This window comes from Noviherbaspirillum sp. (assembly GCF_035654295.1).
Classification (GTDB): Bacteria; Pseudomonadota; Gammaproteobacteria; order Burkholderiales; family Burkholderiaceae_D; genus Noviherbaspirillum.
On sequence record NZ_DASRXF010000142.1, the window covers coordinates 1 to 14,535 of the forward strand.

General features: G+C 64.4%; 15 protein-coding genes. All 15 read right to left on the minus strand.

The window, feature by feature from the left end; all coding sequences use genetic code 11:
* The coding region (bioB, locus tag VFF99_RS13965; RefSeq protein ID WP_325018878.1) for a biotin synthase BioB at window positions 1-665 on the minus strand (665 nt) is incomplete at its 3' end.
* 17 nt (window positions 666-682) lie between these two features.
* Window positions 683-1,390 (minus strand): dethiobiotin synthase, encoded by a 708-nt coding sequence (bioD, locus tag VFF99_RS13970; protein ID WP_325018880.1) that lies wholly within the window; start codon window positions 1,388-1,390, stop codon window positions 683-685.
* Window positions 1,387-2,568 carry an 8-amino-7-oxononanoate synthase gene (bioF, locus tag VFF99_RS13975; protein ID WP_325018882.1) on the minus strand — a complete coding sequence of 394 codons (1,182 nt, stop codon included), beginning with the start codon at window positions 2,566-2,568 and terminating at the stop codon, window positions 1,387-1,389. Before bioF ends, bioD begins: the two co-directional genes overlap by 4 nt.
* Before the next feature lie 2 nt (window positions 2,569-2,570).
* A complete protein-coding gene (bioA, locus tag VFF99_RS13980; RefSeq protein ID WP_325018884.1) occupies window positions 2,571-3,911 on the minus strand; it encodes an adenosylmethionine--8-amino-7-oxononanoate transaminase in 1,341 nt (446 codons plus the stop codon).
* Between the two features lie 130 nt (window positions 3,912-4,041).
* Complete coding sequence (locus VFF99_RS13985) at window positions 4,042-4,830, minus strand: enoyl-CoA hydratase/isomerase family protein (protein ID WP_325018885.1); 789 nt, start codon at window positions 4,828-4,830, stop codon at window positions 4,042-4,044.
* A 2-nt stretch (window positions 4,831-4,832) separates the two neighbouring features.
* Window positions 4,833-6,440 carry a carboxyl transferase domain-containing protein gene (locus tag VFF99_RS13990; protein ID WP_325018887.1) on the minus strand — a complete coding sequence of 536 codons (1,608 nt, stop codon included), beginning with the start codon at window positions 6,438-6,440 and terminating at the stop codon, window positions 4,833-4,835.
* Complete coding sequence (locus VFF99_RS13995) at window positions 6,437-6,832, minus strand: YchJ family protein (RefSeq protein WP_325018889.1); 396 nt, start codon at window positions 6,830-6,832, stop codon at window positions 6,437-6,439. The genes VFF99_RS13990 and VFF99_RS13995 overlap by 4 nt, the downstream gene beginning before the upstream one ends.
* Window positions 6,832-7,233 (minus strand): rhodanese-like domain-containing protein, encoded by a 402-nt coding sequence (locus VFF99_RS14000; protein ID WP_325018890.1) that lies wholly within the window; start codon window positions 7,231-7,233, stop codon window positions 6,832-6,834. Before VFF99_RS14000 ends, VFF99_RS13995 begins: the two co-directional genes overlap by 1 nt.
* Before the next feature lie 27 nt (window positions 7,234-7,260).
* The gene (locus VFF99_RS14005; protein ID WP_325018892.1) at window positions 7,261-8,391 is read right to left on the minus strand and encodes an acyl-CoA dehydrogenase; all 1,131 of its coding nucleotides are present in this window, start codon (window positions 8,389-8,391) and stop codon (window positions 7,261-7,263) included.
* A gap of 10 nt (window positions 8,392-8,401) precedes the next feature.
* A complete protein-coding gene (locus VFF99_RS14010; protein ID WP_325018894.1) occupies window positions 8,402-9,073 on the minus strand; it encodes an SDR family oxidoreductase in 672 nt (223 codons plus the stop codon).
* Window positions 9,074-9,153: 80 nt separating this feature from the next.
* Entirely contained in the window at window positions 9,154-10,335 is a 1,182-nt protein-coding gene (locus tag VFF99_RS14015; protein WP_325018896.1) for an acetyl-CoA C-acetyltransferase, read from the minus strand.
* A gap of 20 nt (window positions 10,336-10,355) precedes the next feature.
* On the minus strand, window positions 10,356-12,149 hold the full coding sequence (aceK, locus tag VFF99_RS14020) for a bifunctional isocitrate dehydrogenase kinase/phosphatase (RefSeq protein WP_325018898.1): 1,794 nt from the start codon (window positions 12,147-12,149) through the stop codon (window positions 10,356-10,358).
* A gap of 2 nt (window positions 12,150-12,151) precedes the next feature.
* Window positions 12,152-13,093 carry a pyridoxal-phosphate dependent enzyme gene (locus VFF99_RS14025; RefSeq protein ID WP_325018899.1) on the minus strand — a complete coding sequence of 314 codons (942 nt, stop codon included), beginning with the start codon at window positions 13,091-13,093 and terminating at the stop codon, window positions 12,152-12,154.
* Between the two features lie 22 nt (window positions 13,094-13,115).
* On the minus strand, window positions 13,116-13,550 hold the full coding sequence (locus VFF99_RS14030; protein WP_325018901.1) for a PaaI family thioesterase: 435 nt from the start codon (window positions 13,548-13,550) through the stop codon (window positions 13,116-13,118).
* Window positions 13,551-13,619: 69 nt separating this feature from the next.
* The coding region (locus VFF99_RS14035) for an acyl-CoA dehydrogenase family protein (RefSeq protein ID WP_325018903.1) at window positions 13,620-14,535 on the minus strand (916 nt) is incomplete at its 5' end.

Consider the following 14,535-nt stretch of genomic DNA (forward strand, 5'->3'; position numbering starts at 1 on the left):
CCGGCGCGCTGGCGGCGCGATTCGCCCATGCCGACGATGCCGCCGCAGCAGACCTTGATGCCGGCGCTGCGCACGCGCTCCAGCGTATCGAGGCGGTTCTGGTAATCGCGGGTGGTGATGATGTTGTTGTAGAACTCGGGCGCGGTGTCGAGGTTGTGGTTGTAGTAATCCAGGCCCGCTGCCTTCAGCCGCTCCGCCTGTCCTTCGGCCAGCATGCCGAGCGTGACGCAGGCTTCCATGCCGAGGTCCTTCACGCCGCGTACCATCGCCTCGACGTGTTCCAGGTCGCGGTCTTTCGGTTCGCGCCACGCGGCGCCCATGCAGAAGCGGGTCGCGCCGTGTTCCTTTGCCTTGCGCGCGGCGTCGAGCACGGTTTCCAGTTCCAGGATCTTCTGCGCCTTGACGCCGGTGTCATAGCGCGCGGCCTGCGGGCAGTAGCCGCAATCCTCGGGGCAGCCGCCGGTCTTGATCGACATCAGCGTCGCCAGCTCCACTTCCTGCGGATCGAAGTGCTCGCGGTGGACTTGCTGCGCGCGGAACAGCAGGTCGCTGAACGGCAGATTGAACAGTTCCACGACCTTGTCCACCGGCCAGCGCTGGGCGGCGATTTCGCGCAGCTTGGCGGGAGTGGGAACTTGCTGGAATGTGATCGGTTGCGACGACATGAACTGCTTCCTTTGCATCAAATTGAAACGGGCCGGGGCCAGCCCGGCAAACTGGAAAAATCGAGGTGTTCCGCGGCCAGCGCGGGTTGCGGCGAAGGCAGGCGGGGCACGGTGCCGAGCATGGGCGCATTCAGCCGCTGCGTCAGCGCGACCACGTTGTCCACGCCATAGCGCATGCCGGGGTCGACCACGTTGGCGACCCAGCCCGCCAGCGTCAAGCCGCGCGCCGCGATGGCGTCGGCGGTGAGCAGTGCATGGTTCAGGCAACCAAGCCGCATGCCGACCACCAGCACCACCGGCAGGCCGAGCTGCTGCGCGAGGTCGGCCGTGTCGTGGCTGTCGGACAGCGGCACGCGGAAGCCGCCCACGCCTTCCACCACGACCGCGTCCGCCGCAGCGGCGACGCGCGCATAGCAGTCGGCGATGTGCGCGAGATCGATGTGCACGCCTTCCTGCGCGGCGGCAATGTGAGGGGCAGCCGCGTCGCGCAGCAGATACGGTGTGGTCATGCTCACCGGCAGCACGACGCCGGCTTCGGCGGCAAGCTGGTCGACGTCTTCATTGCGCCATGCGCCGTCGCGCAACTCGGCGCCGGCCGCCACCGGTTTCATCGCAGCGGCGCGCACGCCTGCGCGCGCCAGTGCATGCAGCAGCGTGCATGAGACCAGGGTCTTGCCGATTTCGGTATCGGTACCCGTGACGAAATAGGCGATCGACGCGCTCATGCGAATGCCTCCAGCAGGTTGAATGCGCTGGCCAGTTGCGAGACTTCCTGCCCGGTGTGCGAGGCGCACAGCGTTACGCGCAGGCGTGCGGTTCCGGCCGGCACGGTCGGGGGACGGATGCCCGGCACCCAGAAGCCTTGTTCGTACAGCGCCGAGGCGACGCGCATCGCCTCGTCGTTGGCGCCGATGATCACCGGCTGGATCGCCGTGGCGGACGGGAACAGTTGCCAGCGCTGCAAATTCAATTCATTGCGGAACTGCGCGACCAGCGCGCGCAGCTGTGTGCGGCGCTGTGCACCCTCTTCACCGTCGATGATGTCCATGCTGGCCATCAGGGCGTGCGCGAGTGCCGGCGCTGCCGCAGTGGTGTAGATATAGGGGCGGGCGCGCTGCACCAGCCACTCGATCACGGTCGCATGTGCGGCGACGAAGGCACCGCCCACGCCTGCGGCCTTGCCGAGGGTGCCCATGTACACGAGGTTGGGCGAGCGCAGGCTGAAATGTTCGAGCGCGCCGCGGCCGTGGTGGCCGAGCACGCCGAAGCCGTGGGCGTCATCCACCACCAGCCAGGCGCCGTACTGTTCGCACAGTTGCAGCAGGGCGGGCAGCGGCGCGAGGTCGCCATCCATGCTGAACACGCTGTCGGTGACGACCAGTTTCGTCCTCGCGGTGCTGGTCTTCAGCAGCTGCTCCAGCGCCGTCGTGTCGCCGTGCGGATAGACCTTCACATTCGCGCGGGCCAGCCGCGCGCCGTCGATGAGCGAGGCGTGGTTAAGCTCTTCCGAGAAGATGTCGCCGTCGCGGCCGGCGAGCGCGGTCAGCACCGCGAGGTTGGCCATGTAGCCGGTGCAGAAGTACAGCGCGCGCGGTGATTCGATGTGCGGCGACAGGAAGTCGGCGAAGCGTTCCTCCAGCAGTGCATGCGCGCGCGAATGCCCGCTGATCAGGTGCGATGCGCCGCTGCCGACGCCGTAGCGCGACGCGCCCTCCTGCAAGGCTTCCACCAGCCGCGGGTGCGATGCCAGGCCGAGGTAATCGTTGCTGCAGAAGGCCAGCATGTCGCGGCCGTCGACCTTCATGCGCGGCGCGCACGGCGTATCGGCGACACGCAGACGGCGGCGCAGGCTCTGGCGGTCGAGCTGTTCCAGTTCGCGTTCGAGGGTAGCCAGCAATTCCATCGTCAGGCCCCCGCTACCTTGTCGAATACCGCCATCGTGCGCGATGCAAGCAGCGCGATCTCGTCATCATCGAGGATGTAGGGCGGCATCAGGTAGACCGTGCGGCCGATGGGTCGCAGCAGCATTTCCTGCTGCAGGGCTTCCGTGAAGAAGCGGCGCGAGAAGGTGGCTGCCTTTTCCGGATCGTCGACCACGGCGTCGAAGGCCCACATCATTCCGCGATTGCGGAAATGCTTCACCTTCGGATGCGCGGCGAGCGGCGCGAGCGCGGCCGACATTTTTTCCGCGCGCTCGCGGTTGCGCGTGAGCACATCGTCTTCCTCGAAGATGGCCAGCGTCGCCAGCGCGGCGCGGCATGCCAGCGGATTGCCGGTGTAGGAATGCGAGTGCAGGAAACCGCGCGTGACGTCGCTGTGATAGAACGCGCGGTAAATCTCGTCGCGCGTCATCACCAGCGAGAGCGGCAGGTAGCCGCCGCTGATGCCCTTGGACAGGCAGACGAAATCAGGCCAGATGCCGGCCTGCTCGCAGGCGAAGAAAGTGCCGGTGCGGCCGCAGCCGACGGCAATCTCGTCGGCGATCAAATGGACCTCGTACTTGTCGCAGAGCGCACGCAATTCCTTCAGGTAAAGCGGCTCGTACATCGCCATGCCGGCGGCGCATTGCACCAGCGGTTCGACGATGACGGCGGCGATCTTGTCGCCGCGTTCCTGCAGCAGTTTTTCCAGTTCGTTTGCGGCGCGGCGCGCGACGGCGGCGGCGTCTTCGCCCTCACGTGCCTGGCGCGCATCGGGCGAAGCCACGATATGGGATTGCTGCAGCAGCGGGCCGTAGGCATCGCGGAAGAGCGCGACGTCGGTCACCGCCAGCGCACCCACCGTTTCGCCGTGATAGCTGCCTTTCAAGCAGACGAATTCGCGCTTGCCGTCCCTGCCGCTGTTGCGCCAGTAATGGAAACTCATCTTGAGCGCGATCTCGGTGGCCGATGCGCCGTCGGATGCATAGAAGCAGTGGCCGAGCACGCCGCCGGTCAGGGCCGACAGCTTTTCCGACAGCGTGATCACCGGCTCATGCGTGAAGCCGGCGAGCATCGCATGCTCCAGCAGGTCGAGCTGTTCCTTCAATGCGGCGCTGATGCGCGGATTGGCATGGCCGAACAGGTTGACCCACCAGGAACTGATCGCGTCCAGGTAACGCTGGCCGTCAGCGTCATACAGCCATGCGCCGCGTCCATGGCTGACCGGCACCAGCGGCACCGACTCGTGGTGCTGCATCTGCGTGCACGGATGCCAGACGCTTTTGAGGCTGCGCGCGATCCAGTCGGATTTGAGGTTTGTGTTCAACACTGCTCCGTAAAACATCTGCTTCCAGGCTAAAGAACGGTAGGGTGGGTAGAGCGAAGCGAAACCCACCTTTTCATCGCCGTCCGATCGCATGGTGGGTTTCGCTGCGCTCTACCCACCCTACGGTCCTCTATCCATTCAACCAATTCGGCTTGCGCTTCTCCAGAAAAGACCGCACGCCTTCCTTGCCTTCGTCGGAACTGCGGATGTCGGCGATGCGCTCTGCCGTATCGGCGATCAGTTCCGCGCTGAGCGGACGGCCGCCGACGTCTTGCACGAGGCGCTTGGCTTCCTTCACGGCATTCGGGCTGTTGGTGACGAGCGCCTTGACGATGTCGGCGACTGCGCCATCCAGTGCTTCGGCCGGGACGACCTGGTGCACGAATCCGATCCGGTGCGCTTCCTGCGCGGAGAAACGCTCCGCGGTAAGGAAATAGCGGCGGGCGGCGTTTTCGCCCATCGCGAGAATCACGTAAGGCGAGATTGTCGCAGGAATCAGGCCGAGTTTGACTTCGCTCAGACAAAAATTACTTGCCTCGCTGGCAATGGCAATATCGCATGCTGCGACCAGCCCCATGCCGCCGGCGTAGCAGTCGCCCTGGATCTTCGCGACCACCGGTTTCGGACAGGTATAGATGGTCCGCAACATCTCCGCGAGCTGCGCGGCGTCCGCTCGGTTTTCCGCGTGCGTGTAGCCGGCCATCTTCTTCATCCAGTTGAGGTCGGCGCCTGCGCAGAAGGCCGGGCCGTTGGCAGCCAGCACGATCGTTCGCACCTCGCTGTCCTGCCCCAGCGCGCCAAAGACTTGCGTGATTTCCGCAATCGTCGTTTCGTTGAATGCGTTGCGCACGTCCGTGCGATTCAGAGTGACGGTGGCGACCTTCCCTGCGGTTTCAACAATAAGAGTCTGGTATTCCATGATCACATCCTGAAGACGCCGAACTTCGTGTCGGGGATGGTCGCGTTCAGCGATGCGCTCAATCCGAGGCCCAGTACCATGCGGGTGTCCGCCGGATCGATCACGCCGTCGTCCCACAGCCGGGCCGACGCGTAATACGGGTGGCCCTGGTGTTCGTACTGCTCGCGGATCGGCGACTTGAAGGCTTCTTCCTCTTCCTTCGACCAGTTGCCGCCCTTGGCTTCGATGCCGTCGCGCTTGACAGTGGCCAGCACGCTCGCCGCCTGTTCGCCGCCCATCACTGAGATGCGCGCGTTGGGCCACATCCACAGCATGCGCGGCGAAAAGGCGCGGCCGCACATACCGTAGTTGCCGGCGCCGAAACTGCCGCCGATGATCACGGTGAACTTCGGCACGGCGGCGGTGGAGACGGCGGTCACCATCTTCGCGCCGTTGCGCGCAATGCCTTCGTTCTCGTACTTGCGGCCGACCATGAAGCCGGTGATGTTTTGCAGGAAGACCAGCGGGATCTTGCGCTGGCAGCACAATTCGATGAAGTGCGTGCCCTTGAGCGCCGACTCCGAGAACAGGATGCCGTTGTTGGCGATGATGCCGACCGGCATGCCGAAGATGTGCGCGAAGCCGCACACGAGCGTGGTGCCGTAGCGCGCCTTGAATTCGTCGAATTCGCTGCCATCGACAATGCGCGCGATCACTTCGCGCACGTCGAAGGGCTTGCGCGTGTCGGTCGGGATCACGCCGTACAGTTCGTGGGTGTCGTACTTCGGCGGCACCGGCTCGCGCAGCACGAGCTGTTGCGGCTTCTGCCGGTTGAGGTTGGAGACGATGGTGCGGGCCAGCGACAGTGCGTGCATGTCGTTCATCGCGAGATGGTCGACCACGCCGGACAAGCGGGTATGCACATCGCCGCCGCCGAGGTCTTCCGCGCTCACCACTTCGCCGGTGGCTGCTTTCACGAGCGGCGGGCCGCCGAGGAAAATCGTGCCCTGTTCCTTGACGATGATGGACTCGTCGCTCATGGCCGGAACATAGGCGCCGCCGGCGGTGCACGAGCCCATCACCACGGCGATCTGCGGGATGCCCTTGGCCGACAGGTTGGCCTGGTTGTAGAAGATGCGGCCGAAGTGGTCGCGGTCGGGGAATACGTCGTCCTGGTTCGGCAGGTTGGCGCCGCCGGAATCGACGAGATAGATGCAGGGCAGGTTGTTCTGATCGGCGATTTCCTGCGCGCGCAGGTGCTTCTTCACCGTCATCGGGTAGTAGGTGCCGCCCTTCACCGTGGCGTCGTTGCAGACGATCACGCATTCCTGGCCGGCCACGCGGCCGATGCCGGTGATGATGCCGGCCGACGGTGCGGCATTGTCGTACATGTCGTATGCGGCCAGCTGCGAGAGTTCGAGGAAGGGCGTGCCCGGGTCGAGCAGCATCTGCACGCGGTCGCGCGGCAGAAGCTTGCCGCGCCCGACATGCTTCTTGCGCGCATCGTCGCCGCCGCCCTGCGCGATCTTCGCGATCTTTTCCTTCAGGTCGTCAACGACCTTTTGCATGGCTGCGGCGTTCGCCTTGAAATCTTCCGAACGGGGATTGAGTTTGGATTCGAGAATTGTCATTGTTGTCTTTCCGGAAAACTGCCATCGACATAAAACCATTTGCCGTCTTCGCGCACGAAGCGGCTGACTTCATGCAGGCGGTGCGCGCGGCCGCCTGTCTTGTATCGCGCGACGAATTCCACCGTGGCTTCGTCGCCGGCGGGGACATGCTTCTTCACTTCCAGCCCCAGCCATTTGATGCCGTCATCCCCGGTCACCGGCTCCGCCGGCCGGGTGCTCGTATGCCAGGTCGCCGTCAGGTAGGACGCGCATCGCAGGGCGTAGGCGGTGTAACGCGAACGCATCAACTGCTCCGCCGTGCCGGGGATCTCGCCCCTGTCGATGAAGCGGCCGCAGCATCGCTCATAGGCGGCCCCGCCGCAGGGACAGGGTTGCACTTCCTTCTTCGCCATTACGCTTTCTTCGCCTTCTCCTGGACCGGGCCGCCCGCGGCCTTCCATGCGCTGAAGCCGCCCTCGATGTGGGCCACGTTTTCCATGCCCATGTCCTGCACGGTCTTGGTCGTCAGCGCGCTGCGCCAACCGGCGGCGCAAAAGAAAATGAACTCCTTCTTCTCGCCGAACACCGGCTTGAAATACGGAGAATCGGGATCGACCCAGAACTCGATCATGCCGCGCGGCGCGGGATAGGCGCCGGGGATCACGCCCTCGCGCTCCAGTTCACGCACGTCGCGCACATCGACGAACTGCACGTCCGGATTGCCGAGCCTGGCCTTGGCCTCCTCCACGCTGTAGGTCTTGACCTGCGCCATCGCTTCATCGACCAGCGCCTTGTATCCCTTCTTCATCGACATGAGCTTGTCTCCCTTTTGGTGGTTGAATCAGGCCAGCGCCCGGCTGATCAGGATCTTCTGGATCTCGCTCGTGCCTTCGTAGATCTGGCACACGCGCACGTCGCGGTAGATGCGCTCGACCGGGAAGTCGCTGACATAGCCGTAACCGCCGTGGATCTGGATCGCGTCCGAGCAGACGCGCTCGGCCATTTCGCTGGCAAACATCTTCGCCATCGCCGCTTCCTTGAGGCAGGGCTTGCCCGCATCCTTCAGGCTGGCGGCGTGCCAGATGAGCTGGCGCGCTGCTTCGATCTGCGTCGCCATGTCCGACAGCTTGAATTGCACGGCCTGGTGCTCGAACAGGGTCTTGCCGAAGCTGGTGCGTTCCTTCGCGTAGTTGAGCGCCGCGTCGAATGCCGCGCGCGCCATGCCCACCGACTGCGAGGCGATGCCGATGCGGCCGCCTTCCAGCCCCGACAGCGCGATCTTGTAACCCTGGCCTTCTTCACCGATCAGGTTCTGCGCCGGGATGCGGCAGTTCTCGAACAGGATCTGGGCAGTATCCGAGGAATGCTGCCCCATTTTGTCTTCGAGACGGGCGACGATGTAGCCGGGTGTGTTGGTCGGCACCCAGAAGGCGCTGATGCCGCGCTTGCCCGCTTCCTTGTCGGTCACCGCCATCACGATGGCGACGTCGGCATACTTGCCGCTGGTGATGAACTGCTTCACGCCGTTGAGCACGTAGTGGTCGCCGTCGCGCACGGCGGTGGTGCGCAGGGCCGATGCGTCGCTGCCGACGTGCGGTTCGGTGAGGCAGAACGCGCCCAGCATCTCGCCGCGCGCCAGGGGCTTGAGCCACTGTTCCTTTTGCGCATCGATGGCATACATCATGGCGATGCTGCACACCGGGCAGTTGTTGACCGAGATGATGGTCGACGTGCCGCCGTCGCCGGCCGCGATCTCTTCGAGCACGAGCGAGAGCGACAGGTAATCGAGGCCCGCGCCGCCGAGTTCTTCCGGCACGGCCACGCCGAAGGCGCCCAGTTCGGCCAGTCCTTTCAGCTCCTCCTTCGGGAAATGGTGCTCCTTGTCCCAGCGCGCCGCGTTGGGCGCGAGCCGCTCCTGCGCGAAACTGCGCAGCGCATCGCGGATCATTTCGTGTTGTTCCGACAGAACCATGTTTTCCCCTTTACCAGGACAGCGTGCGCCCGGCGTAATTGCGGTAAGTGCCGCTGTCTTCTTTTGTCAGCCCGCCGATCACGTTGAGCAGACCGCTCACGCTATCTTCGACGGAAATGGATGCATTCGGCCCGCCCATGTCAGTGCGCACCCAGCCGGGGCACAGGGCGACGAAGGTAGCCGACGGGTAGTCGAGCGATGCGCTCTTGACCACCATGTTCAGCGCGGCCTTGGAGGTGCGGTACAGCCAGCCGTAGGTCGAATCGGTTTCCCCGATGCTGCCCATGCCGCTGCTGATGAACGCGAACCGGCCCTGCGCCGCTTCCACCATCGGCGCGACGGTGGGAATGGCCTGCATGGCGCCGAGGACGTTGGTGTGCATCACCTTGTCGAAGTCCTGCGCGGTCGGCGGTGCCTTCGGGCTTTGCCCGTCCGGGCCGTAGACGCCCGCGACATACACGGCGAGGTCGAGCTTTTCGCCGTCGAGCTGCCAGCCGATGCCGGCCAGGGAAGCAGGGTCGGCGACGTCGAGCTTGAGGGCTTCCGCGCCGGCGGTGTGTAGTTCTGCCAACGAGGCATCGTCGCGCGCGGTGGCAATGACGCGCCAGCCGGCGGCGAGCAACTGGTGCACGAATTCGCGGCCGATGCCGCGCGAGGCGCCGAGGATGAGTGCGGTGGGCATGATGGGTACCTGGAGTTAGGGCTTTCGACTACGCGTTCCTTCCCCCGGGCAGGGGGAAGGAGCCGGTTCGTGAAATGCTGTTACACCAGCTCAATCGCCATCGCCGTACCCTCGCCACCGCCGATGCACAGCGAAGCCACGCCCAGCTTGCCGCCGGTCTTCTTCAGCGCGCCGATCAGCGTGACGAGGATGCGCGCGCCGGAGGCGCCGATCGGGTGGCCGAGCGCACAGGCACCGCCGTGGATGTTGATCTTGTCGTGCGGGATGCCGTGGTCGCGCATGGCTGCCATCGGCACCACCGCAAAGGCTTCGTTGATCTCGAACAGGTCGACATCCTTGGTGGTCAGGTTCAGTTTCTTATACAGCTTGTCGATCGAGCCGATCGGGGCGGTGGCAAACCAGTTCGGCTCCTGCGAATGGGTGGTATGGCCGAGCACGCGGGCGATCGGCTTGCAGCCCAGCTTCTGCGCGGTCGATTCGCGCATCATGACGAGCGCCGCGGCGCCGTCGTTGATCGAGGACGAGGAGGCGGCGGTGATGGTGCCGTCCTTCTTGAACGCGGGCTTGAGCGACGGGATCTTGTCGAGCCTGGCCTTGAGCGGACCTTCATCCTTGTCGATCACGACATCGCCTGCCTTGCCGGCGACGGTGACGGGAGCGATCTCCCACTGGAACGAGCCGTCCTTGGTGGCGGCCTGCGCACGCTGCACGGAGGCGATCGCGTAGGCATCCTGCTCTTCGCGGGTGAATTGGTACTTGGCGGCGCAATCCTCGCCGAAGGTGCCCATCGAGCGGCCCTTTTCATAGGCGTCTTCCAGGCCGTCGAGCATCATGTGGTCGTACATCATGGCGTGGCCGATGCGGTAGCCGCCGCGCGCCTTCGGGATCAGGTAGGGCGCATTGGTCATGGATTCCATGCCGCCCGCAACCACCACTTCATTGCTGCCGGCCAGCAGCGAGTCGTAGGCGAACATGGCTGCCTTCATGGCCGAGCCGCACATCTTGGACAGCGTCACGGCGCCGGCGGACACCGGGATGCCGGCCTTGATCGCCGCCTGGCGGGCGGGCGCCTGGCCCTGGCCTGCCATCAGGCAGTTGCCGAACAGGACTTCGTTGACGAACTTCGGTTCCAGGCCCGCGCGCTCGACTGCTGCACGGATGGCCACGGCACCGAGGTCGCTCGCGGACAGCGCGGAAAAGTCGCCCTGGAAGGCGCCCATCGGGGTGCGGGCTGCGCCGACGATAACAATAGGATCGTTCATGGTAGGTCTCCAGTAGGTTGCTAGGCGGCCTGCGCCGCGGGGGTAAGGGGTTTGTAGCTGAAGCGCAATTCCTGCGGATAGGGGAAGACGTCTTCCACATGGCCGTCGAGGATGCGCTGCTTGGCGCGCTGCCAGTACTGTGCCGTCAGCAGGTCGGCATGGTGCTTCAGGAAATACTTCCGCACCTCCGGATTGCCGAGCAGGAAAGTGCCGAACTGTTCGGGAAAGACATCGTTCTTCGCCACCGGATACCACGGCTCGCTGGACATCTCGTCCTCTTCGTTGCGCGGCGCCGGGATCTCGCGGAAGTTGCAGTCGGTGATGTATTCGATCTCGTCATAGTCGTAGAACACGACACGGCCATGCTTGGTGACGCCGAAGTTCTTGTACAGCATGTCGCCGGGGAAGATGTTGACGCCGACCAGTTCCTTGATCGCGTTGCCGTATTCGACGATGCCGTGCTCCACCGCCGCATGATCGCCGCGCCGTTCGGCTTCGGCGAGCCAGATGTTGAGCGGCGTCATGCGGCGTTCGATGTAGAGGTGCTTGATGATGATCTCGTCGCCTTCCTCTTCGACGATGGAGGGCGCGACTTCCTTCAATTCGGCCAGCAGCTCGGAGTCGAAGCGGGAACGGGGGAAGGCGACGTTGGAATATTCCAGCGTGTCGGCCATGCGGCCGACGCGGTCGTGGTTCTTCACCAGCAGATACTTTTCCTTCACGATCGCGCGTGTGGTTTCCTTGGGCGGCGGGAAATAGTCCTTGATGACCTTGAACACGTACGGGAAGGAGGGCAGTGCGAACACGACCATCACCAGGCCGCGGATGCCGGGCGCGGCCTCGAAGCAGTCGGACGAGTGCCGCAGGTGGTGCAGGAAGTCGCGGTAGAACGCGGCCTTGCCCAGCTTCTGCAGGCCGAGGATGGTGTAGATCTCGCTGCGCGGCTTGTAGGGCATGAGCGAACGCAGGAAGTGCACGTAGGCGGACGGCACCTCCATGTCGACCATGAAGTAGGCGCGCGTGAACGAGAACAGCACCGTGATCAGCGTCGGGTCGAACAGCACGGTGTCCAGCACCAGCTGCCCCTTGCGGTTGTACAGGATGGGGACGACGAAGGGATAGATGCGGTTGCCGTTGATGCCCTTGCCGACGATGTAGGCGCCCTTGTTGCGGTAGAACAGGCTGGCCAGCACCTGGATCTGGTGGTTGGGCTCGAGCAGGTCGTTGCCGAACATCGCGCGCATGCGCGCCTCGACGAAGCCGATGTCGCGGTCGAGGTCGGCGAAGGGCGGCGAAAGCTGGAAGTTGGTGACGATGCGCTTGAGCGTGAAGCGCAGGCCGTCCTTGGCCGGGTAGTACACGCGGTAAGTCGGCTGCAGTTCCTCGGTGTCGATGTACTCCGTCGACACCGCAGGGCGCACGAAGATGAAATCGTTGTGGTAGTACGAACGGTGCAGCATGTTGCAGCACACCGAGTTGAAGAAGGTCTCGGCCAGCTCGGGCTGCTTGTGGTTGATCAGCATGCCGATGTAATGCAGCTTCACCTCGCGCCAGACTTCGTCGCCGATCTCTTCCTGGTCGTATTCGTCTTCGAGGATCTGCACGCATTCCTGCACACGCGTGTCATAGAAGGCGATGCGTTCGCGTGCCTTTTTCTGCGCGGTCTTCCAGTCGCTGCGCTCGAAGTAGCGCCGCGCCGCCTGGCTCTCCTCCCGGAACAGCCGGTAGTGCTTGTCGAAGCCGTCCAGGATGGTGCGCGCGATGTCGAACGCAATCTGGGATCGGAGGAGTTTGGGAAACGCGGTCTGGGGCATGGCTATCGCTCGAAGTGATTCTTCCAAGCCTCCAGTTTAGCCAAATCCACTCCGATGCCGCCGCACACAACGATCAAGGGCGCATGAAATTCTTTCAGCAGCGGCAATTGCTGATATGCAACTGCAAGCGCTGCTCCGCAGGCTGGCTCGACCAGGGTGCGCATGTCGTCGGCGAAGCGCAGGCAGGCGTCCACTGCCTGTGCGTCTGTGACGGTGAAGCTGCGCACATCGTGCCTGCGGGTCCAGCCGAATGCCTGTTGCGCAACGCGCTTGGCTCCAAGGGTGGTTGCGATCGAGGTGATGGCCGGCAGGGTGACGAGTTCGCCGGCATGGATCGCGGCGTTCAGGGATGCGGCGCCTTCCGTTTCCACCGCCACCACCGGCACGTGCGCCTTGCCGTTGCGGTGCAAGCCTTCGAGCACGCCGCACATCAGGCCGCCGCCGCCGACCGAGCAGATGACGGCGTCGAAATCGATGCCGGCTTCGTGGGCCTGCACCACCGCTTCGTCGACGAGAGTGGCGTTGCCGTCCCAGATGTCGGGATGGTCGAAGGGCGGGATGTAGACGGTGCCGGGCTCCTGGCAGAGGCGGCGCGCCTCGTCGTTGGTATCGTCCCAGACCATGCCGTGCACGATGCACTCGGCGCCGATGTCGCGGATCTTTTGCCGTACGGATTCATGGGTGGTCTGGGGCACCAGGATCGTCGTGCGGATCCGGAGTGCCGCGCCGGCGACCGCGGCCGCGAAGCCGGCGTTGCCGCCCGAGGGGCAGACGAAGTGCCCCGCCCCGTTCTCCGCCGCGCGCTGGCACATGGTGCCGATGCCGCGCAGCTTGAAAGAGCCCGAGGGCTGGAGGTTTTCCATTTTCAGCACGACGTTCTTGCCGAGCGCCGCCGACAAGGGAGCGTGGCGGAGCAGGGGTGTCGTGATGTGGAGTGAAGCCATGGTGATGAATGCCTTTGCCGTATCAGCGGCTGCGCGGCAAGACTGCCATCGTGGCCGATAGCTTGCTGATCAGGGTTTTCTTGTCATCCGAGAGCGCGAACACTTCCGACTCGACGACATGGAAAGCCTTGCCCGGCTTGAGAACCTGGGCGCGGCACAGCAATGCATCGCCTGTTCCCGCGCGCAGCAGGTGGATCTTGAACTCGGTCGTGAGGATGAAGTCTTCCGGCCCGGTGACCGTCATCGCCGCCCCGCCCGCCGTATGGTCGGCGATGGTCGCCTGCACACCGGCGTGGATGACGCCGGTGTGCTGCAGGTGACGCGGCTGGATGCGCAAGGATGATTCGCACCAGCCGGGACCGCACTCGACGAGCGTGATGCCGAGTTCGGAGAGGAAAGCGGCTTCGCGGAAGCCGGCTTCGACGACCTTGCGGTAATGGGGATCGGGAGCGTGCATGCGGTGTCTCCGGAAACTGTTTATCTGTGCAGCTCCTTCCCCGCGCAGGGAGGAGGGAGCACACGCGATTTACTTCGTCTCTGCAAACAGCTCGCGGCCGATCAGCATGCGGCGGATTTCGCTCGTGCCCGCGCCAATCTCGTACAGCTTGGCGTCGCGCCACAGGCGGCCGACCGGATATTCGTTGATGTAGCCGTTGCCGCCGAGGGCCTGGATCGCCTCGCCGGCCATCCATGTCGCCTTTTCCGCGGAGTAGAGGATGGCGCCGGCGGCGTCCTTGCGCAGCGCGCGCACCTGTTCCGGCGACGTCGCGCGGTCGCAGGCCTGGCCCACTGCATAGACGTAGGCCTTGCAGGCCATCATGGTGGAATACATGTCGGCGAGCTTGCCCTGCATCAGCTGGAATTCGCCGATCGGCTGGCCGAACTGCTTGCGGTCGTGGACGTAGGGCACGACCGCATCCATGCAGGCCTGCATGATGCCCAGCGGGCCGCCGGAGAGCACGGTGCGCTCGAAGTCGAGGCCGGACATCAGCACGTTGACGCCCTTGCCGAGGCCGCCGAGCACATTCTCGGCCGGCACTTCACAATCTTCGAACACCAGTTCGCCGGTGTGGGAACCGCGCATGCCCAGCTTGTCGAGTTTTTGCGCGACGGAGAAGCCCTTGAAACCCTTCTCGATCAGGAAAGCGGTCATGCCGCGCGGGCCGGCTTCGATGTCGTTCTTCGCATAGACCACCAGCACGTCGGCATCCGGGCCGTTGGTGATCCACATCTTGGTGCCGTTGAGCACCCAGCGGTCGCCCTTGAAATCGGCGCGCAGCTTCATGCTGACGACGTCGGAACCCGCGTTCGGCTCGGACATCGCGAGCGCGCCCACATGCTCGCCGGAGATCAGTTTGGGCAGATATTTCTTCTTCTGCTCTTCGGTGCCGTTGCGCTTGATCTGATTGACGCAGAGGTTGGAGTGCGCGCCGTAGGACAGG

What these genes read in the sequence shown, in the direction of transcription:
- bioD (WP_325018880.1), bottom strand. Translation starts at nt 1,390, where the DNA reads ATGAGCGCGTCGATCGCCTATTTCGTCACGGGTACCGATACCGAAATC.
- bioF (WP_325018882.1), bottom strand. Translation starts at nt 2,568, where the DNA reads ATGGAATTGCTGGCTACCCTCGAACGCGAACTGGAACAGCTCGACCGC.
- VFF99_RS13985 (WP_325018885.1), bottom strand. Translation starts at nt 4,830, where the DNA reads ATGGAATACCAGACTCTTATTGTTGAAACCGCAGGGAAGGTCGCCACC.
- VFF99_RS13990 (WP_325018887.1), bottom strand. Translation starts at nt 6,440, where the DNA reads ATGACAATTCTCGAATCCAAACTCAATCCCCGTTCGGAAGATTTCAAG.
- VFF99_RS13995 (WP_325018889.1), bottom strand. Translation starts at nt 6,832, where the DNA reads ATGGCGAAGAAGGAAGTGCAACCCTGTCCCTGCGGCGGGGCCGCCTAT.
- VFF99_RS14000 (WP_325018890.1), bottom strand. Translation starts at nt 7,233, where the DNA reads ATGTCGATGAAGAAGGGATACAAGGCGCTGGTCGATGAAGCGATGGCG.
- VFF99_RS14005 (WP_325018892.1), bottom strand. Translation starts at nt 8,391, where the DNA reads ATGGTTCTGTCGGAACAACACGAAATGATCCGCGATGCGCTGCGCAGT.
- VFF99_RS14010 (WP_325018894.1), bottom strand. Translation starts at nt 9,073, where the DNA reads ATGCCCACCGCACTCATCCTCGGCGCCTCGCGCGGCATCGGCCGCGAA.
- VFF99_RS14015 (WP_325018896.1), bottom strand. Translation starts at nt 10,335, where the DNA reads ATGAACGATCCTATTGTTATCGTCGGCGCAGCCCGCACCCCGATGGGC.
- aceK (WP_325018898.1), bottom strand. Translation starts at nt 12,149, where the DNA reads ATGCCCCAGACCGCGTTTCCCAAACTCCTCCGATCCCAGATTGCGTTC.
- VFF99_RS14025 (WP_325018899.1), bottom strand. Translation starts at nt 13,093, where the DNA reads ATGGCTTCACTCCACATCACGACACCCCTGCTCCGCCACGCTCCCTTG.
- VFF99_RS14030 (WP_325018901.1), bottom strand. Translation starts at nt 13,550, where the DNA reads ATGCACGCTCCCGATCCCCATTACCGCAAGGTCGTCGAAGCCGGCTTC.